Origin of the sequence: Anabaena subtropica FACHB-260, from assembly GCF_014697105.1 — a bacterium.
GTDB lineage: Bacteria > Cyanobacteriota > Cyanobacteriia > Cyanobacteriales > Nostocaceae > Trichormus > Trichormus subtropicus.
The window spans coordinates 15,282-34,963 of record NZ_JACJRF010000034.1; the positions used below are offsets into that span (position 1 = coordinate 15,282).

Here is a 19,682-nt window from a genome sequence, read left to right on the forward strand (position 1 = left end):
ACCCATAACCAAAGCTTTGTCATGTCTGGCTTTCTTAATTTTGAATTTTGAATTTTGAATTTTGAATTGGCATAACTTTGTTCACAGCCGCCGGATAGCATTTTCCAAACCTGCACACACACCTGTGAGAAAATCTAAATCGAGGGTAGCGATCGCATCACTGGCTTTATGATAATGAGGATTCCGCAAAAAGGCTGTATCCGTCACCATAATTGCTGGATAACCCACATCCCAAAACGGTGCATGATCGCTCAATCTAGTTTGGGGAACAATCAAACCCCGATTTGGTACAGGTAGCCACTGGCTTGATACCCCAGCTTTGCGAATATTGCGACTCATGCCAATTAAGTCGGCAATAGTCCGTAAATTGCCAATTAAAGCAATAAAATCGCCAGTACTAGGGTAAAAACGTTCCAAAGCTCTAGGATATCTCTGCGAACCTGGTGTAGAGTCCCGATAGCCTAACATTTCTAGAGACATCATCAAACGTAACGGTTGTTGTTGTTGACGTAATAAGGCTGCATAGTCGGTACTACCCAACAAGCCATATTCTTCCATATCAAATGCCACCAAGCGCAAAGGATATCTGGCTGGTTCAGCCGCAAACTTTCTCGCCAATTCTAATAAAACTACTACACCTGTAGCATTATCATCAGCCCCCGACGTTCCTGGTACAGCATCATAATGTGCGCCAATTAAAATAGGTGGTAGAGGCTGTTTTTTTCGCACACATTGGGACGGTAAATTGAGAATGAGATTATTAAAAGATTTATTGCCTACTTGAAAGGTGTGGATTTCCACACTTCCCCATTGGGAAAGTTCTTGACGAATGTATTCTTGGACAAAGAAATGTCCAGCCGTCGCTAGATAAGGATCGCGTTCTCGTGCTATCTGTGTTAGATGATTGTGTAATCTTGCTTTTAAATTCAAGTGTTTAGAACAGTTGTAATATTAAACTTTCTATGTATTAATCAAGCAGACAGCAATTAAGGTAAGGGTGGATTTCCCAACTTGAAGATGAAATCAAGTTCAACGATGAGGCTACAACATTTACAACGGCTAGAACATACTAAGCATCGTCAATGTTATCCTAGTCTTGCAACTAAATCCTCAAGCTGTAATTCCTCCGATTTTTCCATTAATGATGAATGTTATACCATTAAGGCAGGTTTACCCCGTAGCTAAAGCTAGAGGTAGTTCTGCCCAATCATAATATATATAGTAAGACACAGTAGGAGAAGAGTAACGCATGGGCAAGGTAGTCGGCATCGACTTGGGTACAACCAACTCAGTAGTCGCCGTAATGGAGGGTGGCAAGCCGGTGGTGATTGCCAATGCAGAAGGAATGCGAACAACCCCCTCTGTTGTTGGCTTTAGTAAAGAAGGCGAAAGGGTTGTAGGGCAAATGGCGCGGCGGCAAACAGTCCTGAACCCGCAAAACACATTTTTTGCAGTTAAACGCTTTATTGGGCGCAGGTATAACGAACTTAGTCCAGAATCGAAGCGTGTACCCTACACTATTCGCAAAGATGAAATTGGCAATATTAAAGTTGCCTGTCCCCGTCTCAATAAGGAATTTGCCGCAGAAGAGATTTCGGCAATGGTGCTGAAAAAATTGGCTGATGATGCTAGTACTTACTTAGGGTCAGCCGTCACAGGGGCAGTAATTACAGTACCAGCTTATTTCAATGATTCCCAAAGGCAAGCAACCCGTGATGCTGGCAGAATTGCTGGTTTAGAAGTGTTGCGGATTCTTAACGAACCGACGGCCGCATCTCTAGCTTATGGGTTAGACAGGGGTGAACTGGAAACCATCTTAGTATTTGACTTGGGTGGCGGTACATTTGACGTATCGATTTTGGAAGTAGGGGACGGAGTATTTGAAGTCAAAGCCACCAGTGGAGATACCCAACTGGGGGGGAATGATTTTGATAAAAAAATTGTCGATTGGTTAGCAGAGCAATTTTTAGAAACAGAAGGTGTAGACTTAAGACGCGATCGCCAAGCTTTGCAACGTTTGATGGAAGCCGCAGAAAAAGCTAAAATCGAACTCTCTGCTGTCAGCGTCACGGATATTAATTTACCTTTCATCACCGCCACGGAAGACGGCCCCAAGCATTTGGAAACAAGGCTGACACGTTCCCAATTTGAGGGTTTGTGTGCTGACTTATTAGGACGTGTCCGCAACCCAGTGAAACGGGCGCTAAAAGATGCCGGACTCAGACCTGATGATATTGAAGAAGTCGTACTAGTTGGTGGTTCTACAAGAATGCCAATGGTGAAACAGCTAGTGCGGGACATTATTGGGATTGAACCCAGCGAAAATGTCAACCCTGATGAAGTGGTGGCTATGGGTGCAGCGATTCAAGCGGGGATTCTCGCTGGAGAATTCAAGGATGTCTTGCTGTTGGATGTTACACCCTTATCTTTGGGTTTAGAAGCGATCGGTGGCGTGATGAAAAAACTCATCCCCCGCAATACAACCATCCCCGTCCGCCGTTCAGATATCTTCTCCACCTCCGAAAATAACCAAAACTCCGTGGAGATTCACGTAGTCCAAGGTGAACGGGAAATGGCAGGTGATAACAAATCTCTGGGACGTTTCAAACTCTACGGGATTCCCCCAGCACCAAGAGGTATTCCCCAAATTCAGGTAGCATTTGATATCGATGCCAACGGTATTTTACAGGTAACAGCCTTAGATAGAACCACTGGCAGAGAACAGAGTATCACCATCCAAGGTGCTTCTACTTTAAGTGAAGCGGAAGTTAACCGGATGATTCAAGATGCCCAAAAATACGCCGACGTTGACCGGGAACGCAAAGAAAGAGTAGAAAAACGTACCCGTTCTGAAGCCTTGATTCTCCAAGGAGAACGACAACTTAGAGAAGTTGCTTTAGAATTTGGGATGCAGTTTGCCCGTAACCGCCGCCAACGCATTGATAATATTAGTCGGGAACTCAAGGAAAGTCTCAAAGAAAATGACGATCGCGGGATTGACCAAGCTTACGCCGACTTACAAGATGCTCTGTATGAGCTAAATAGAGAAGTTCGCCAGTATTATGCTGAGGATGAAGACGACGATCTGTTTGGCACGATTAAGGACATCTTTACTGGTGATAAAGACAAGGAACGGGAACGGGATTTTTCCAGAGATAGTTATCGAGAACGGGATTCCTACAATAGCAGAGACTACGGTAGAGATTACGGACGAGACAGTCGTCCTTCCTATGACAGTCGTCCACCCCGCAGATCATCCCGCCCTAGCTACCAAGATAACTGGGATGATGATGATGATTGGCTATAGTCTTGTCAGCGAGTGGGGAGTAATCAATTAAAAAATAAAAAATAAACAATTGCTCTCCCTGTCCTCTTCCTTCCTCCTGAATACGGATTTGGTAATTGGTAATTGGTAATTGTTAATTAGTAATTGGTCAATGATATTATCCATTGCTAAATAACAATTACCAGAAATAAATTTAAAAGTTAAATAAATGAATATGCAGAATTTGCAGAATTTTCGTGATTATTACGAGATTTTGGGAGTAACTAAAGATGCTACTAGTGAAGAAATTAAAAAAAATTATCGGCGGTTAGCAAGACAATATCACCCTGATCTCAATCCGGGGAATAAGGATGCAGAAGAAAAGTTTAAAATTATCGGCGAAGCTTATGAAATGCTATCCGATACAACTAAACGCGCCCAATATGACCAGTTTAGCCGCTATTGGAAACAAAAAGGTTTTCCTAAACAAACACCAAAAACCAAAGGTTGGGGCGATAGCCGGACTGGAGAACGCAACGGTAATGAAAATGTAGACCCCAGCCAGTTTTCCAACTTTGAAGATTTTCTGAATCAAGTTATCGGTGTTGGCGGCCGCAGAGAAACTAAAAATGGTGCAAGTAAAAGCACAACAACTGATCCGTTTCGTTCACCAAAAAGCCGAGTTGAATATACGGTTCCCAAAAATCCACCTCGTCCAGCCCGTCGTGATATTGAGGCAAGATTAACTTTACCCTTAGAAAAAGCTTATTCTGGGGGTAATGAACGTATTCGTTTAGAGGATGGGCGATCGCTAGAAGTGACAATGCCCCCAGGTATGGTAACAGGTCAAACTATCCGCCTGCGAAATCAAGGCATAGGTGGCGGCGACCTCTACTTAAAAATTACCGTCGAACCCCACCCATTATTTAAACTGGAAGCTACTAATATATTTTGCCAAGTACCAGTAACGCCCAGTGAAGCAGTCTTGGGAGGACAAGTAGAAGCACCTACTCTAGATGGGCCAGTAAAAATGACAATTCCTCCAGGAGTCAGGACTGGTCAAAGATTTCGCCTAGCAAATAAAGGCTACCCTACCGACAATGGTAAACGAGGCGATCAATTGGTAGAAATTCAAATACTTACCCCAAAAACTATCAGCCAGGAAGAACGAGAACTTTATGAAAAGATCCGGCAAATAGAAACCTTTAAACCCCGTGCTGATTTAATTTAATAGGTTAAAATTTTTCTTGACAAATTGCACTCAAGTATTGACCGTAATTCTTCTATTGTTTTGGCGGCAACAATTTCGCGTAAAATTTTCTTCAAGCTCTCTACATCATCAATTTGGCTAATTTGTGGGAATAACTCTCACCCACTGTCACCGAATTTTGTCTAGTACTGATGTCTGCGGCTTTGGTCATTGGGTAGAAAATTCACCCAAGCAATGAAATCTTATCGTAACTGAAAGATGCTCATAGGAAGAGTCAGACATGGAAGATTGACCTTTATTGCTAGTAGCAGGTTTACAATATTAGAAAAAACTTGATTACAAAGTGAATCAAACAGCCGTGAATCAAAACGGTGCAATGCCAAAAAGCTGTAACCCTACATACTATTCCTTGTTAGGGCTGCATCCCTCTGCATCGGTAATCGACATCCGCCGCGCTTATCGGGAACTGAGCAAACGTTATCACCCTGATACTACGGAATTACCTGCTGCTGTTGCTACTGGAAAATTTCAGCAAATTAATGAAGCTTACGCCACTCTCAGTAATCCAGACAGGCGTTTAAATTACGACTTAAAAATCGGTTATTCTCGTTTTGGTGTAATTCAAGCACCACCTGATTTAAATCGTTCTGTCTCCTACACTTACGACTATTCAAAATCAGCTTACCTGGATGCGAGCGATCGCCCCCTCTCCTCTGGCGAAATCTTCGCTTTATTTATTTTGGGCTTGACAATTTTTGGTTGTCTACTGCTAGCAATCACCATTGCCTTTATTCGAGGTGATGCACTTTTCCCAACACCGCTACAACAATCAATTTCCCATCTGTCACAATTAACTGTTCTGGCTAATTTTAAATTTTGAATCTTTATGTCTCTGATTCCTGCTAACACTCCCTTATACAGTCATCCTCTGCCACAAATTGAACAATGGCTAAAAGAGCAAGGCTGTCAACAAGATGACACACAACTACACTGCTGGCGTGTACAACGTCCCAGTTGGCAAGCTGAACTCTGGCTTGATGTTGAGCAAATTGTAGTGCGCTACGTCCAAGCTGGAGAGAATGGTCAAGATGTTCAACGCGCTTTTAAATATTCTCTCAGTCGGGAAGATATCGAACAAGCGGTATTTTCTGGCCCGTAAAACTGGGGTGTGGTGAGTCAGGAGTAGGGAAAATTCACCATTCTCTACTCCCCTTTTTTTATACTTTCCCGAATCGCCGTTCTCTTTGCTGGTAGGCACATAAAGCGCGATGAAATTCCGCACGGTCAAAATCTGGCCAGAGAGTATCGGTAATATAGATTTCCCCATAAGCCATCTGCCATAGTAAGAAATTTGAGAGGCGCATTTCGCCACTAGTACGGATTAACAAATCCGGGTCGGAAATTCCGGCTGTGTACAAATGACGTTCAAACACTTCTTCATTAATTTCATCTGGTTGTAGCAGACCTTGCTGGACTTTTTGCGCGATCGCCCGGCAAGCTTGTAAAATCTCCTGCCTTCCTCCATAATTGGTAGCTATGGAAAAACGAATACCACGATTATTTTTAGTTTCTTCCATAGCACGGGAAATTTCTGCTTGCAGCGATCGCGGTAAATCTACTAAATTTCCCACAAACTGAATTTGCACATTCTCCTCAACCATTTCTCGCAGTTCTTGACGTAGAACTCTTTGAAACAGAGTCATCAAAAAATCTACTTCTTCCTGTGGTCTTTTCCAGTTCTCTGTGGAAAAAGCATAGGCAGTTAGCGCCTGAATCCCCCAGTCTCTACAGCAACGCAGCAAATCCTTAAGGGCATCTACCCCTCGTTTATGACCCATAATTCGGGGTAGACCTTGACGTTTAGCCCATCGACCATTGCCATCCATAATGACTGCAACGTGTTTGGGCAGTAGTTCTCGTTTTAAATCAGGTGGCAATTGTTGCAGTTCAGTTTGTTGTATTGTCATTTTTTATCTCGAGAAGCGGTCGTATCCCTACGGGGAAGTAAACTACGCGTGGCGCGTCGAAGACGTGGTAAACCGGGTAAACGTAAAACCAGTGCTAGTGCCTTATCACCTATCTGACGACCCAAACTGAACAACCCAGGAGCAACAGCTTCCCGATCTACTATCGGGGACAATCGAGCCTCTAATGACTCTTTCAGCTTCCTAATTGTCAGGGGTCTATTTAGAGTTCCCCTTTCCGCTAGGGAAATAGAACCCGTCTCTTCTGATACAACGACACAGATGCAATTTTCGACCCGCTCAGTAATTCCCATTGCTGCCCGATGGCGTGTTCCCAACTGGCGCGAGGCTGTGCGTCCCGAAAGCGGTAAAATTATACCCGAAGATACGATCCTTGAGCCACGAATTAATGTTGCTCCATCATGCAATAGGGTTTTTGGCTGAAAAATTGTCTGTATCAGTTCCTTGGAAACATCAGCGTTGAGCTTGACTCCAGGCACAGAAAAATCTCGTTCGTCGATGGGGCCAGTGGTTTCTAAAATTAGCAAAGCTCCAATTCGGTTTTTCGAGAGTTCCTTAACCGCTTCCACAATTTCATCAATTACACTATCAGACTTGGGAATGGTCAGATTGGCTGGTTGCAATAATTGTCGGAATTCACCGCGTCCCAGTTGTTCCAAAAAACGGCGAAATTCTGACTGGAGCGCAACTGCCATTGCTACAGCACAGCCAATCACCAATTTTTCCAAAACAAAATTGAGCAGGGGTAAACCAAATCTGCCACTAAGTGCTGAGGCCAGCATTAAGACAATAAATCCTCGCACCATCCATAGTGTCCGACGCTCACTAATGATCACTAGTATCATGTACGTCAGCACCAACACCAATACAATATCCAGAGTCCCAAGCAGCAAGGACTGCGACCATCCCAGGTTTGCCAGCCATTGCTTCCATAAATCTCTCATGACATCTGGATTACTCTTGTAATTTTAGTCAATAGTCAATAGTCAATGGTCAATAGTCAATAGTCACAAAGATTGGTCTATGGACTTTTGACTATTAACTGTGGACTGTGGACTTTAGACTAATTCTTCAATCTCTCTGGTAGACAATCTTGTCGAATCAAGTCTTGATAAGTCTCGCGCTGCAAAATTAAGTTTGCTTCGCCGTTTGCCACTACAACTGCTGCTGGTCTGGGTAGGCGATTATAGTTAGAGGCCATACTGTAATTGTACGCACCAGTTGCCATAACTACGAGAATATCCCCTGGTTCAGTTTTTGGTAGTTGGGCATTTTTAATCAGAATATCCCCTGATTCACAATGCTTACCCGCAATAGTAACTGTTTCTGTGTGCGGCTCGGACAACTTATTGGCAATGACTGCCCGATAAACTGACTGATACGTAATTGGGCGGGGATTATCAGACATACCTCCATCAATAGAGACGTAGGTACGGATTTCCGGTATTGTTTTATATGAGCCAACCGTGTACGCAGTCACACAGCTTGTGGCAATGAGCGATCGCCCTGGTTCCGATAGTAGTTTTGGTAAAGGCAAGTTTTCGGCTGCACAAGCTGCTTGCACTACTTCGCAAATCGCCTTCACCCACTCATCAATGCTTGGTGGATCGTCTGATTCTACATATTTAATTCCTAAACCGCCACCAATATTTAATTCGGTGACATTCAAACCATATTTATTCGCATCTCGTAACCACTGCACCATGACAGATGCTAAATCTCGATGGGGTTGGCGTTCAAAAATTTGCGAACCGATATGAGCGTGTAATCCTACGCAGTTGAGATTTGGTTGCTGGCTGACAAACTCAAAAACTTCATTCAAATCGTTGGGATCAAAGCCGAACTTACTATCCAGGTGTCCTGTGCGGATGTATTCGTGGGTATGACATTCTATACCTGGAGTCAGCCGCAACATGAGCCGAATTGGCTGTTCTGATTGGGATAAACTGGCTAATGTACGCAATTCGTACCAGTTATCTGCCACAATGGTGACACCAGAATCAATGGCTAAGGTCAATTCTTCACGAGATTTATTATTCCCGTGGAGGTAAATTTTAGCGGGACTCACACCAGCAGTTAGTGCAGTGTAAAGTTCACCTCCAGAAACTACATCAATTCCCAAGCCTTCTGAGGCGGCGATCGCACAAACAGCTAAACAATTCCATGCTTTGGAAGCATATAATACCTGAGATTCTCCGGGATAATATTTGGCAAAACTATCTCGATATTGCTGACAAGCTGTTCTGAGGGTTTCTTCATCTAATATATATAGAGGTGAACCAAACTGCTCAACTAGAGTTGTGACATCACACCCACCAATTTCCAGGTTTCCCTGACTGTTAGCTTGAGCAGTTAAAGGTAAAAGTTCCTGGTTGGGCGAAATATTTGTACTTGTGGTGCGCCTTTGAGGTAAATACTGAGTACCAGCATTTTGAACCCCAGCCGGGTGAGTCGATACCATAACTATATAAGTTGTCCTTGTTCAAATTACGGGCGTGAATTAATTGTCCCGATCCCAGTTTACAAAGGGTTTGTAATCTTATCCAAGATAAAAGTGATCTTATCTAACTTAAAACTCAAATCCCTCACCTCAAAGGATTTAAGTGCAATCCTCGAACTGGATCAAGCCTGTTTTGGTGGACTTTGGACTATGGAGGGCTACCAAAGAGAGTTGGAGAGTCCCAACAGTGATTTACTCGGTCTATTTTCCCTCAATTCCCCTATCAAACTGCTGGGTATGGGATGTTTTTGGTCAATTGTGGGAGAAGCCCACATCACCATTGTTGCTGTTCATCCCCAATATCACCGTCAAGGTTTGGGACAGGCTTTATTATATTTCCTCTTGAAAACAGCTGGCGATCGCGGCTTAGAGCGAGCGACCCTCGAAGTTCGAGCTTCTAATTTAGCAGCCATATCTCTATACCAAAAATTTGGGTTCCAAACAGCAGGAAGGCGGCGTGGCTATTACCAAGATAACGGTGAAGATGCCCTGATTCTCTGGCTTCCAGATTTACAATATCCCCAATTTCAAGAGAAATTGTCACATTGGGAAACTATTATTCGGGATGACCTTGAAAAATATTCTTGGTCAATAGTTAATAGTCAATAGTCAATAGTCAACAGTTCTCTTCTCCCCAATACATACCCTGGCTTGGTTGTCGATATGGAAAACAACTAAGTTAATGAGAAAAAATCTATTTTTGCTGAAATTAATTTATCAGAATATTTAATAAAAAAATATTATTCGTTTTAAATATATTATTAATCAAACAATAATCTTGATTGTAGTATGCCAACTGTGCTAATAATAAATATTTGTGATCGTTAATTAAAATAACAGTTTTAATCTTCGACTGTATTTTATTCAAGCCCAAAAATGCTGATAAACTCAAACTCCTCAGTAAAGTTGGCAGGGCAACAGTAATAAACAAATAATAATCAGGCCGTCAACTTGTGTGATAGCTCTTGGATGTTGATTATCTTTAGATACAGACATCCAAACTCTTAGCCTGTGCTAAAATCAGCGTACCGGCACGACGCAGGTGATGGGAAAAATGCCATGTTTGAACGCTTCACAGAAAAAGCCATTAAGGTAATCATGCTGGCCCAAGAAGAGGCCCGCCGTTTAGGTCACAACTTCGTCGGAACCGAGCAGATCCTCTTGGGTCTGATCGGGGAAGGTACGGGAGTTGCGGCCAAGGTGCTGAAATCGATGGGTGTCAATCTCAAAGATGCCCGCATTGAGGTAGAAAAAATCATAGGCCGGGGTTCAGGCTTTGTGGCTGTGGAAATTCCGTTTACGCCACGGGCAAAGCGGGTTCTGGAACTATCCCTAGAAGAAGCGCGCCAATTAGGGCATAACTACATTGGCACCGAGCATCTGCTGTTGGGCCTGATCCGGGAAGGGGAAGGTGTGGCAGCCAGGGTGCTAGAAAATCTTGGGGTGGATCTATCTAAAGTCAGAACCCAAGTCATCCGAATGCTGGGAGAAACAGCAGAGGTTTCCGCGACCGGGCAATCGGGACGCACCAAAACACCTACTCTGGATGAATTTGGATCGAACCTGACCCAAATGGCAACGGATAACAAACTCGATCCTGTGGTGGGACGCGCCAAGGAAATCGAGCGTGTAATTCAGATTTTGGGTCGCCGGACAAAAAATAACCCAGTATTGATTGGTGAACCTGGGGTTGGTAAAACCGCGATCGCCGAAGGTCTAGCATCACGTATCGCTAACAAAGATGTCCCCGACATCCTGGAAGATAAGCGTGTAGTGACACTGGATATCGGTCTATTGGTCGCCGGCACCAAGTACCGGGGTGAATTTGAAGAACGCTTGAAGAAAATCATGGATGAGATTCGTCAAGCGGGTAATGTAATTCTTGTAATAGACGAAGTACACACCCTCATCGGTGCAGGTGCTGCCGAAGGTGCGATTGATGCAGCAAATATCCTCAAGCCGGCCTTGGCTAGAGGCGAATTGCAGTGTATCGGTGCGACAACCTTAGATGAGTACCGCAAGCACATCGAACGGGACGCAGCGTTAGAGCGCCGCTTCCAGCCAGTGATGGTCGGTGAACCCTCCGTCGATGAAACAATAGAAATTTTATATGGTTTGCGCGATCGCTACGAGCAACACCACAAGCTGAAAATCTCCGATGAAGCTTTAGTTGCGGCAGCGAAATTATCTGATCGTTATATTAGCGATCGCTATCTGCCAGACAAAGCCATCGACTTGGTTGATGAAGCAGGTTCGCGCGTGCGGTTAATCAACTCCCAACTGCCCCCCGCAGCCAAAGAGTTAGATAAAGAACTGCGCCAAATCTTAAAAGAAAAAGATGATGCAGTCCGTTCCCAAGACTTCGATAGAGCTGGGGAACTGCGCGATCGGGAAATGGAAATCAAAGCCGAAATCCGTGCGATCGCCCAAAGCAAGACCAATGCTTCTGGTACAGAAGGTGAAGAACCTGTAGTTACCGAAGAAGACATTGCTCACATCGTGGCTTCGTGGACAGGGGTTCCCGTCAACAAGCTCACCGAATCTGAATCCGAAAAGCTGCTGCACATGGAAGACACCTTGCACCAGCGCTTAATCGGACAAGAAGACGCGGTGAAAGCAGTGTCACGAGCAATTCGTCGCGCCCGTGTCGGTTTGAAGAATCCCAACCGACCAATTGCTAGCTTTGTCTTCTCCGGGCCGACTGGTGTAGGTAAAACTGAGTTGGCAAAATCCTTGGCTTCCTACTTCTTCGGTTCCGAAGAAGCAATGATCCGCTTGGATATGTCCGAGTACATGGAACGCCACACCGTCAGCAAGTTGATTGGTTCACCTCCAGGTTATGTTGGTTATAACGAAGGTGGTCAATTAACCGAAGCTGTGCGCCGTCGTCCTTACACCGTGGTGCTGTTCGACGAAATCGAAAAAGCCCACCCCGATGTCTTCAATATGCTGCTGCAAATTTTGGAAGATGGTCGGTTAACAGATGCCAAAGGACGCACCGTTGACTTCAAGAACACCTTGCTGATTTTGACATCCAACATCGGTTCCAAGGTAATTGAAAAAGGTGGTGGCGGTATCGGCTTCGAGTTCTCCGAAGATCAAACCGAAACACAATACAACCGCATTCGCTCCTTGGTGAACGAAGAACTGAAGCAATACTTCCGTCCTGAATTCCTCAACCGTCTAGATGAGATTATCGTCTTCCGTCAATTGAGCAAGCTGGAAGTTACCGAAATTGCGGACATCATGCTCAAAGAAGTGTTTGGTCGCCTAACGGAAAAAGGTATAACTTTAGAAGTAAGCGATCGCTTCAAAGAACGCCTCATCGAAGAAGGTTACAGTCCCAGCTACGGTGCAAGACCGTTACGCCGGGCAATTATGCGCTTGTTAGAAGATAGCCTAGCAGAAGAAATTCTGTCTGGTCGCATCAAGGATGGCGATGTCGCCCTCATTGATATTGATGAAAACGGCAATGTGCAAGTTACTTCTCAACAGCGCCGGGAATTATTACCCCAAGGTGTTGAGTCATAGTTAAAGTTTGAGATTGAGTCTCAAATAAAAATTAGCAAGCGGTAGAGGATAAATTTCTCTACCGCTTTTGTTTCTCTCTCCGTTGCTGTTGATATGGGTGATCAAGATATTTATTTATGCTTACTTTGAAGAATTAGAAGATAGCGATCGCTCCAGATATTTTTATCTAAATAAAGCTTTGACTACTGCTGCTGAGATAGTGTATAGTCTCTTTTTAACTAAAATCAAGAAACTTTGCCCATGATTCTAGATTTTAGCGAGTTATAAGAAATATAAACAGCAATGTAATTGATGAGCAAATTACCATCTGTCAGTTACAATCTTTGGTCTTTATTCAAAGCACAAGCTGGTAAACAATACTGGTTTTGTGATATGAAGCGAGGTTTTAAAAAGGTTCGCAATTACGAACCTAAAGTTAAGGCTTTGTTGGCACAAGACAACACGAATCAGCTTATTGGCAAACTCGCGCAAAGTGGAGTTTATGAATTTCATAAATATCCTGAACTTTTGTACCAATATGAAGGTGTAGAAAAAGTTTCCAAGATTATTGAATTAAATCAAACCTCAGAGGAAATTCAAAAGCGAGTAATTTCTATTCTGAACAACTATTATAAAAATCCTATTTTAGTGAATAAGGAAATTGTTCAGTTAAGCAAAGGTAATGAGGGATATCCTAAGCCTATTACTATCCAAGAGGGTAGTTATTGTTTCAATCTCTATGCACCAACTGACTGCATTTTTAAAGATCCAGATGGTACTATTCATATTTTGGATTTTAAAACTGGTAAATCAGATTTTGACCGACGACAAGCTTACGTATATTTATTAGCTTCCAGCTATCTCTATCCACAACAGCCATTAGTTGCTTCATTTTACAACTTAGAAACTTGTTCTGCATCTGACGTAATTACAGCAAGTGAAGAGCGTCTAAAATTCTTGCAAATAGAGTTATCAGATATAGCTAAACAGCATGAGCTAGAGAAAAAGCGATATTACCAAGAAATAAGCAACTTTGCTGAAATATATCCCCCTAATCCTGGTGTTGCTTGTAATTCTTGTGAATTTAGTTACATTTGTGAATTTTCTGTTAGTGAGGTTTAGAGGTGATTACTACCGCCAGTGTGAGTCAACCACAAATCATTTTCTCTAGTGAAATTTTTCCCTTAAATTTCTCAGACTTAAATATAATATGTTTTCAGCTTAACCCTCATTTAGAAACGGAAGATGCAATTCGCTTAAGTTTCCACCTGAGTCGGACTTTACCACATATATTTGTTATTTGGAATAAGCCATATTTTTATGCTTTAGCACTTCCTAATTACCCCTTCGGTCTTCTAGTACAAGAATGGAAAGATATTCTTGCACAGGTTGTTGAAGAAGGGCTGACAGATTTAAGTGATCGTACTTTGCAGCTTCAAGAAGTTACACTTACAGAAGCAGTACCAGCAAATGTTATTTCCCTACTGGCTTTTCAAGTTTTAAAAACATCGAAACCGTATCCGTTTTTACCTATAACCAAGTTATCGAAAAATGGTGTCCAAGTGAGACGTAATGCGGAATTTTGGGCAGAAACTATAGAAATAGATGGTGTTCTACAGCCAGCTATTACTTTAACTACTAAAAGTAAATTTTTATTAATTAAGAATTTAGCTAATTTTTATCTCAATCATACAGATAAAAGTAACCCAGAAAAGCTTTTAATTAATCTAAGTGTTCGCGCTATTTCTCGTGATGATGTACAAGGTAACGGCACTATTACCAAAATTATTAGACAACCATCGTTAGAACACAGGCAAAAATTAATTGAACTTGCCAAAACTGAAGTTAGTAAACAAGCTCTAAAAGATGATTTATCAAATGAACTGCTAGTAGCAGTAAAATTTGGTAAAAACAAAAAGTTATATGAATATGGACTGAGTGCTTTACGTCCTTGCATAACTTCGGAAACAGTTACTCGGTTTGGATTAGATTGGGGCGAGTTGCTTAAAGAAACTAAAATTTCTTATAAAGAACGCACAGAATTGTTAATTACTTATAAAAGTAATGCTGACAATGCTTTAATTACATATGGATTACAGTTAGGCAGAAGTATTAATAGCCGTGATTATCAAAACATATTTTGGCAACCTGCAACAGCGATTGAAAACACATCTTTGCTGTTTGGTAACGGAACTATTAGTACCCAAAATAGAATTTTGAAAGGACTGTCCCAAGGTGGTGTTTACCGTCGTCATAATAAATTTGGTGACATATCAAGACCAATTCGTATTACTGCCCTTAATCTTTGTGAATTGAATTTAGAAACTTTTTTTTCCCAACTTAAGCAACATCTAAAAAACTATAAATTTAATAGTATAGTTTCTCCCCAAACAACTTCATTAAAAAATTTAAGTGGAACTCAAGCAAGAGCCAAAGTAGAAGAAGTAGTTAACGAATTAATTAATACACCACCTGACATAGTCTTAACTTTTCTGCCACAAAGTGATCGTAATGCTGATGATGATGATGGTGGTAGCCTTTATCATAAAATATATGACCTATTGCTGCAACAACAAATAGCTAGCCAAATGATTTATGAAGATACATTAAAAAATTCTTCTAATTACAAAAATATACTTCAACAGGTAGTTCCGGGAATTTTGGCTAAGTTGGGTAATGTACCTTTTGTATTGCAAGAGACTTTACAGATTGCTGACAATTTTATTGGTTTGGATATTTCGAGAGAGTCCAAAACAAGATTGTCTGGGACTATGAATGCTTGCGCGAGTACTCGTCTGTACGGAAAACAAGGAGAGTTTATTCGCTATCGACTAAAAGATGGTTTAATTCAAGGAGAAGAAATTCCTAAAAACTTTTTAGAAAGATTGTTACCGAAAAATGAACTCGAAGGAAAAACAGTACTGATTTATCGTGATGGAAAATTTTGTGGACAAGAAATTTTTAATCTGTTGGAGTGGGCTGAAGCAATTGGCTGTAAGTTGATATTAGTAGAGTGTAAGAAATCTGGTATTCCTAGACTATATACTGTAGCTGGTAAATTCATAAATACCCCAGAAAAAGGTTTGGCTTTACGTATTTCTTCTAGCGAAGCAGTTCTAGTGACAACTCAAGTTCCAGAGAAAATGGGACTTGCTCTACCTTTACGCTTAACAGTGATTTGTGAAAACCACTCAGCTTTAATATCTCCTCCTATAGAACAAGTTGTTGAAACAACTTTAAAACTTACTTTGTTACATTATGGAGCATTAAAGATACCGCGTTTGCCAAAACCAGTTTATGGCTCACATAAAATAGCAAAATTACGATTGAGAGGAATATATCCTGCAAGTAAGTTAGAGGGAGATACTGAGTTTTGGCTATAATAGAATACAAATAAATATTCCACCTCATCTACAAAGTACCTATAAATTAGTCAAATGCGCGTTTCCTGATGGTATTGAAGCAGAAAATTATGAATCGCTTTTAGCACTACTAAGTGAGGAAATGTCAGATAGGAACTTAGCAGCAGTTATCGCCTATTACATTGGCAAAGACTATAGTGTTGTACTCAGTAATATATACCGAGTACAGTCAATTGATATTCCCAAAGCTGAAGCTATTAATAATTTAAAGAAAGTTTTACTTAGTTGTGGTTATCAGGATTGGATTGATGAATTATCCTCATAATTAATGTGGACTATTCCTGTTTTCGCTGAAGATGAAATTACTGAAGCTCTTTTGAATTTACAGTGGTTTATAATTTCGGTTCTCTGCCGTTTTTTTGTTTTTGTCTCACGCAGAGACGCGGAGAGGATAAAGAGATTATCTACAAGTTTCTTAATTTTAGTCGAGAGGACGTAGAAGCCATGTTAAATGTAGACCTGATTCGGGAAACCAAAGTTTATCAAGAAGCATTTGAAGAAGGCGAACTACAGGCTAAGTTGAAAATAGTACCAATTTTGCTGGAATTAGGATTAAGTATTCAGCAAATAGCAGAAAAATTAAAACTAGATACAGATGTAGTCAGAGAAGCAGCAAGGAGCTAGTCTTTGTAAGATGACAAATAACTGGGAATTTACAGAAGTATGGATTGATCCGATGTTATCACCACCATACCTTCTTTTATTACTCTGTGATAATAAGAAAAACTGTCAAATTTATGATCCAAAACAGGGTGATAAGGTTGTATTTTCTAGCAATAATTATGGCTCTCCCAGACTTGGGTTGATAAATTAACACTAAAAAATGGCTCAAACGACTGATATAACAAGGTTTCGCTAAAATAAAATCAAGGATTTAATAAAAATTTACTTTATTACTCTTGAATCCCAGACTATGTAAGGATTTAACCTGATATTAAGTATTAATTTGTTATAGCTAGTCTAGGAGAGCCATAATTATGAAGTAGCTAAGTTATGGTTACTAGAAGATGAGTATGAGCCAGTTGAAGGTAGGCTGTTAGCTATAGAATTATTTTAACTGAAGTTATTCATTATGCTCTACAGAAGGTGATACCTACAGTAAGCTAAACTTATTAATAAATTACCAACACGATTGAGAAGAGTAAAGTAACTATGATTAATACAAAACCTGTTCGCCTTCGTCAACTAGGGAGAATATTTCCAGAATTTACAATTTCACCGGAAGAATTAGCTAGACGGGAAGCTGAAAAAAATACTCGTGGACAAAAAGCGCGTGTTGTTTTTGACCAAGTGTGTCCACAATTAATAGATGAACATTACAACTGGTTTATTGTGATTGAACCAAACAGTGGTGATTATTTTATTGATCCAGATGAAAATATAGCTGACAAAAAAGCACGCCAAAAATATCCTACTGATTGGCTTGTTACTTTCCGTCTCAATGAAAAAGGTTCTTGTGGAGGGATATGATTTCAGGAAAGTTTGATGATATTGGTGTTAGCTGACTGTAGCTATCGCTGTTATTGGAGTAGTGCGATCGCACGCGACATTTTGATAAGCTACTATAAACACAAGTCGGCAATTACTGTTAATTTATTGATGTTCTCCAACCTGATGCTATTGCTAATGTAAAGGAAAGATTGCTGGTGTGTGGTTATGAGCAATGGCTTGAGAAGGAATAAACTATACTTGTAATCAAGACAATAAATACATAATCACGCAAAAGGATTAACAAGTGCAAGCTATTCTATTAAGCAGCGAAGAAGTTGCTAAACGTGCCAAAGAATTATATGACAATAACATTCGTCAACAAGTAGAGACAGAAGAAAACATCGGTAAGATGGTAATTATTGACATAGAAACAGGTGAGTATGCAGTTGATAAAACGGGGATAGAATCAGCAAAATATCTACGAAGTAAAAACAGATTTGCTCGACTTTTTGGAATTCGCATTGGTTATAAAGTTGCTGCATCCTTTAGTGGAGAAATGGAGCGTGATTATCGGTGATCACTGGTATTATCAAAAATGGGCGTGCAACTGTCAATGTCATATTTCGATTGCCAAATCAACCTGACTTTACAATTGAATTTGTGATTGATACAGGCTTTACCGAGTTTCTCTCCTTACCTCCAGCAGCAGTTAATCTCTTGGGTTTTCCTTTTGTTTATGATATATATATATGCAAATTTAGCAGATAATAGCCGAGTGCTTTTACCCGTCCATCAAGCCTCCATTATTTGGAATGGAGAAGAAAGAGAAATTCATGTGCTGGCAACAGGAAGGCTGCCATTATTAGAAACTGCTTTACTTGATGGCTATGAACTATCGATCCAATTTACAGAAGGTGGTTTAGTAGAAATTGAAGAATTATAGTTAAATATAACAGTAATATATTAGAGTTTTAATTTCATAAATTAAGTGGTAGAGAATTAATTCTTCCCTACCCTTTTTAATATTTGTTGAATGTGTGAAGCGAAACCTGATTAAGGTGTATTCTGAGGATTTATTACTCCACAGGTGTTAGTTTTACAGGATACAATGGCTCAGATCCGTTTAACTGCCAAATTCTAAATACCAATGCAGCTGCTACGGTTAGCCATACACAAGAAAAAGATAAAATCATTCCCGCTACAGGGCTAGTTTGCCAATAAATTGCTGTCACAACTAAAGCAGATAACCAGGGGCCTAAAATCACTACAGGAACAGCCGCGCCTAGTCTCCGTTCTACGGTAAAAATCGTATTCCAAGTATCGCCTAAAGCCAGATGTACTACAAACACAATGAAAGGTAGTACTAAAAATTGGTGATTCATTTGTTGCCAAACCAACACAGAAGAAATTACCCGCAAAACTGCAATTATCATCCAAACTATGGGAAATGCTAAAGGTGGAGGAGACCATCTTGGTCTGATTACTTGGTCGTATGTCTGACGAGAACGGGTATTATCTAAAAGAGAAAAAATTCGGGAACGGATACTTAATAGAGCAAAAAATAATGCAGTCAATAAAGTGCTAAACCAACTGGGAAAAGAAGAATTTTTATCTATCAACATGATTAATTTTTCCATTCCCAATAACGCAATAATCATGACTCCTATTTGGAGGATAGTCCCTAGTTTATAAACTAAGACAGCTTTGATATCTAGTTCTTGTGTAGTGGCTGTTGATGTATTTAGAGATTGTTGTTGATTACCAGTTTTTATCCCCATTACTATGTTGACAAACTGTTCAAGTATTCCACTGTTGTTGGATTGATTCATAATTAATAAATTACGGATAGTCTATAACTATTAACAATGATTTATTATATAATAATGTGATATCTGAAAATAATATTTATTACTAATTTAAAAGATTTTATCAAGTTTTGAATTGGGTAATTGATTAACTTTGTGTAATTTATATCTTTTAACATCTAGCTTAAGGGTGATATAAATTAATAAAATCCGTCTTCATATAAATTAATAAAGCTTTTTCAATATTTTTGTCAAAAAAATATGGCTTTAATTTGAGTAATTTTTTACTTCAATGTTTGATTCTGGTTGAAAATTTTGACTAGCTTCAATAAACTCCACTTGGTTATAGGTGTTTGCAAGGCTTGATTGGTAAGAACTTCTGCAAGAATCACCCAAAATCCTTGTAGATTAAATTTAAAATACCAGTAATTCTATCGGGAAACTAGGCTTATAAATCCCTATGTTGAAAGTACTATTGACTCCTTAAAAGGATGTGGTTACTGTTATGAGTAGTCCTTGTAAAAGGCTATTTGTACATCAAAAAATCAAGAGGT

Annotated in this window: 19 protein-coding genes; 14 read left to right on the forward strand and 5 right to left on the reverse strand. The window is 40.5% G+C overall.

Annotation, left to right across the window (positions count from 1 at the left end):
- Positions 1–81: 81 nt before the first annotated feature.
- Positions 82–930, reverse strand: coding sequence for a M28 family peptidase (locus H6G18_RS17720; protein ID WP_190408418.1), 849 nt, complete (start codon positions 928–930; stop codon positions 82–84).
- A 319-nt stretch (positions 931–1,249) separates the two neighbouring features.
- Between H6G18_RS17720 and dnaK the strand changes: the two genes are divergently transcribed.
- The 4 genes from dnaK to H6G18_RS17740 all read left to right on the forward strand — a co-directional run bounded on the left by dnaK (position 1,250) and on the right by H6G18_RS17740 (position 5,634).
- Complete coding sequence (gene dnaK / locus H6G18_RS17725) at positions 1,250–3,307, forward strand: molecular chaperone DnaK (RefSeq protein ID WP_190408419.1); 2,058 nt, start codon at positions 1,250–1,252, stop codon at positions 3,305–3,307.
- 193 nt (positions 3,308–3,500) lie between these two features.
- Positions 3,501–4,496 (forward strand): DnaJ C-terminal domain-containing protein, encoded by a 996-nt coding sequence (locus tag H6G18_RS17730; protein WP_190408420.1) that lies wholly within the window; start codon positions 3,501–3,503, stop codon positions 4,494–4,496.
- A 355-nt stretch (positions 4,497–4,851) separates the two neighbouring features.
- A complete protein-coding gene (locus tag H6G18_RS17735) occupies positions 4,852–5,355 on the forward strand; it encodes a J domain-containing protein (protein WP_190408455.1) in 504 nt (167 codons plus the stop codon).
- Between the two features lie 6 nt (positions 5,356–5,361).
- Positions 5,362–5,634, forward strand: coding sequence for a DUF3143 domain-containing protein (locus H6G18_RS17740; protein ID WP_190408421.1), 273 nt, complete (start codon positions 5,362–5,364; stop codon positions 5,632–5,634).
- Between the two features lie 58 nt (positions 5,635–5,692).
- Here the strand turns inward: H6G18_RS17740 and H6G18_RS17745 are convergent, their stop codons facing one another.
- From H6G18_RS17745 to lysA, 3 genes are all read right to left on the reverse strand, one after another.
- On the reverse strand, positions 5,693–6,442 hold the full coding sequence (locus H6G18_RS17745; RefSeq protein ID WP_190408422.1) for an isoprenyl transferase: 750 nt from the start codon (positions 6,440–6,442) through the stop codon (positions 5,693–5,695).
- On the reverse strand, positions 6,439–7,404 hold the full coding sequence (gene cdaA / locus H6G18_RS17750) for a diadenylate cyclase CdaA (protein WP_190408423.1): 966 nt from the start codon (positions 7,402–7,404) through the stop codon (positions 6,439–6,441). The genes H6G18_RS17745 and cdaA overlap by 4 nt, the downstream gene beginning before the upstream one ends.
- Before the next feature lie 119 nt (positions 7,405–7,523).
- The gene (lysA, locus tag H6G18_RS17755; RefSeq protein ID WP_190408424.1) at positions 7,524–8,921 is read right to left on the reverse strand and encodes a diaminopimelate decarboxylase; all 1,398 of its coding nucleotides are present in this window, start codon (positions 8,919–8,921) and stop codon (positions 7,524–7,526) included.
- Between the two features lie 93 nt (positions 8,922–9,014).
- Between lysA and rimI the strand changes: the two genes are divergently transcribed.
- The 10 genes from rimI to H6G18_RS17800 all read left to right on the forward strand — a co-directional run bounded on the left by rimI (position 9,015) and on the right by H6G18_RS17800 (position 18,266).
- Positions 9,015–9,569 (forward strand): ribosomal protein S18-alanine N-acetyltransferase, encoded by a 555-nt coding sequence (gene rimI / locus H6G18_RS17760; RefSeq protein WP_190408425.1) that lies wholly within the window; start codon positions 9,015–9,017, stop codon positions 9,567–9,569.
- A 450-nt stretch (positions 9,570–10,019) separates the two neighbouring features.
- Positions 10,020–12,491 (forward strand): ATP-dependent Clp protease ATP-binding subunit, encoded by a 2,472-nt coding sequence (locus H6G18_RS17765; protein WP_190408426.1) that lies wholly within the window; start codon positions 10,020–10,022, stop codon positions 12,489–12,491.
- Between the two features lie 291 nt (positions 12,492–12,782).
- Positions 12,783–13,592, forward strand: a complete 810-nt coding sequence (locus H6G18_RS17770) for a PD-(D/E)XK nuclease family protein (protein ID WP_190408427.1) — start codon at positions 12,783–12,785, stop codon at positions 13,590–13,592.
- Between the two features lie 2 nt (positions 13,593–13,594).
- Positions 13,595–15,853 carry a Piwi domain-containing protein gene (locus H6G18_RS17775; RefSeq protein ID WP_190408428.1) on the forward strand — a complete coding sequence of 753 codons (2,259 nt, stop codon included), beginning with the start codon at positions 13,595–13,597 and terminating at the stop codon, positions 15,851–15,853.
- Between the two features lie 121 nt (positions 15,854–15,974).
- Complete coding sequence (locus H6G18_RS24840; protein WP_242040385.1) at positions 15,975–16,157, forward strand: hypothetical protein; 183 nt, start codon at positions 15,975–15,977, stop codon at positions 16,155–16,157.
- A 179-nt stretch (positions 16,158–16,336) separates the two neighbouring features.
- Positions 16,337–16,516 (forward strand): Rpn family recombination-promoting nuclease/putative transposase, encoded by a 180-nt coding sequence (locus H6G18_RS17785; protein ID WP_190408429.1) that lies wholly within the window; start codon positions 16,337–16,339, stop codon positions 16,514–16,516.
- Positions 16,517–16,526: 10 nt separating this feature from the next.
- Entirely contained in the window at positions 16,527–16,706 is a 180-nt protein-coding gene (locus H6G18_RS24845) for a hypothetical protein (protein ID WP_242040387.1), read from the forward strand.
- A gap of 338 nt (positions 16,707–17,044) precedes the next feature.
- Positions 17,045–17,362: a hypothetical protein gene (locus H6G18_RS17790; RefSeq protein ID WP_190408430.1), complete on the forward strand. Its 318-nt coding sequence runs from the start codon at positions 17,045–17,047 to the stop codon at positions 17,360–17,362.
- Positions 17,363–17,627: 265 nt separating this feature from the next.
- Positions 17,628–17,900: a hypothetical protein gene (locus H6G18_RS17795; protein WP_190408431.1), complete on the forward strand. Its 273-nt coding sequence runs from the start codon at positions 17,628–17,630 to the stop codon at positions 17,898–17,900.
- 159 nt (positions 17,901–18,059) lie between these two features.
- Positions 18,060–18,266 carry a hypothetical protein gene (locus tag H6G18_RS17800; protein WP_242040388.1) on the forward strand — a complete coding sequence of 69 codons (207 nt, stop codon included), beginning with the start codon at positions 18,060–18,062 and terminating at the stop codon, positions 18,264–18,266.
- Between the two features lie 133 nt (positions 18,267–18,399).
- On the opposite strand, the gene H6G18_RS17805 is transcribed toward H6G18_RS17800, so the two are convergent.
- Positions 18,400–19,152 carry a TspO/MBR family protein gene (locus H6G18_RS17805; RefSeq protein WP_190408432.1) on the reverse strand — a complete coding sequence of 251 codons (753 nt, stop codon included), beginning with the start codon at positions 19,150–19,152 and terminating at the stop codon, positions 18,400–18,402.
- Positions 19,153–19,682: the final 530 nt, after the last annotated feature.

Bases quoted from the DNA above. Each gene is read 5' to 3' on its own strand.
- H6G18_RS24840 (WP_242040385.1), top strand. From the start codon at position 15,975: ATGTCAGATAGGAACTTAGCAGCAGTTATCGCCTATTACATTGGCAAA.
- H6G18_RS17770 (WP_190408427.1), top strand. From the start codon at position 12,783: ATGAGCAAATTACCATCTGTCAGTTACAATCTTTGGTCTTTATTCAAA.
- H6G18_RS17800 (WP_242040388.1), top strand. From the start codon at position 18,060: ATGATATATATATATGCAAATTTAGCAGATAATAGCCGAGTGCTTTTA.
- cdaA (WP_190408423.1), bottom strand. From the start codon at position 7,404: ATGAGAGATTTATGGAAGCAATGGCTGGCAAACCTGGGATGGTCGCAG.
- lysA (WP_190408424.1), bottom strand. From the start codon at position 8,921: ATGGTATCGACTCACCCGGCTGGGGTTCAAAATGCTGGTACTCAGTAT.
- H6G18_RS17735 (WP_190408455.1), top strand. From the start codon at position 4,852: ATGCCAAAAAGCTGTAACCCTACATACTATTCCTTGTTAGGGCTGCAT.
- dnaK (WP_190408419.1), top strand. From the start codon at position 1,250: ATGGGCAAGGTAGTCGGCATCGACTTGGGTACAACCAACTCAGTAGTC.
- H6G18_RS17745 (WP_190408422.1), bottom strand. From the start codon at position 6,442: ATGACAATACAACAAACTGAACTGCAACAATTGCCACCTGATTTAAAA.
- H6G18_RS17765 (WP_190408426.1), top strand. From the start codon at position 10,020: ATGTTTGAACGCTTCACAGAAAAAGCCATTAAGGTAATCATGCTGGCC.
- H6G18_RS17785 (WP_190408429.1), top strand. From the start codon at position 16,337: ATGTTAAATGTAGACCTGATTCGGGAAACCAAAGTTTATCAAGAAGCA.
- H6G18_RS24845 (WP_242040387.1), top strand. From the start codon at position 16,527: ATGACAAATAACTGGGAATTTACAGAAGTATGGATTGATCCGATGTTA.
- H6G18_RS17730 (WP_190408420.1), top strand. From the start codon at position 3,501: ATGCAGAATTTGCAGAATTTTCGTGATTATTACGAGATTTTGGGAGTA.
- H6G18_RS17740 (WP_190408421.1), top strand. From the start codon at position 5,362: ATGTCTCTGATTCCTGCTAACACTCCCTTATACAGTCATCCTCTGCCA.
- H6G18_RS17790 (WP_190408430.1), top strand. From the start codon at position 17,045: ATGATTAATACAAAACCTGTTCGCCTTCGTCAACTAGGGAGAATATTT.
- H6G18_RS17805 (WP_190408432.1), bottom strand. From the start codon at position 19,152: ATGAATCAATCCAACAACAGTGGAATACTTGAACAGTTTGTCAACATA.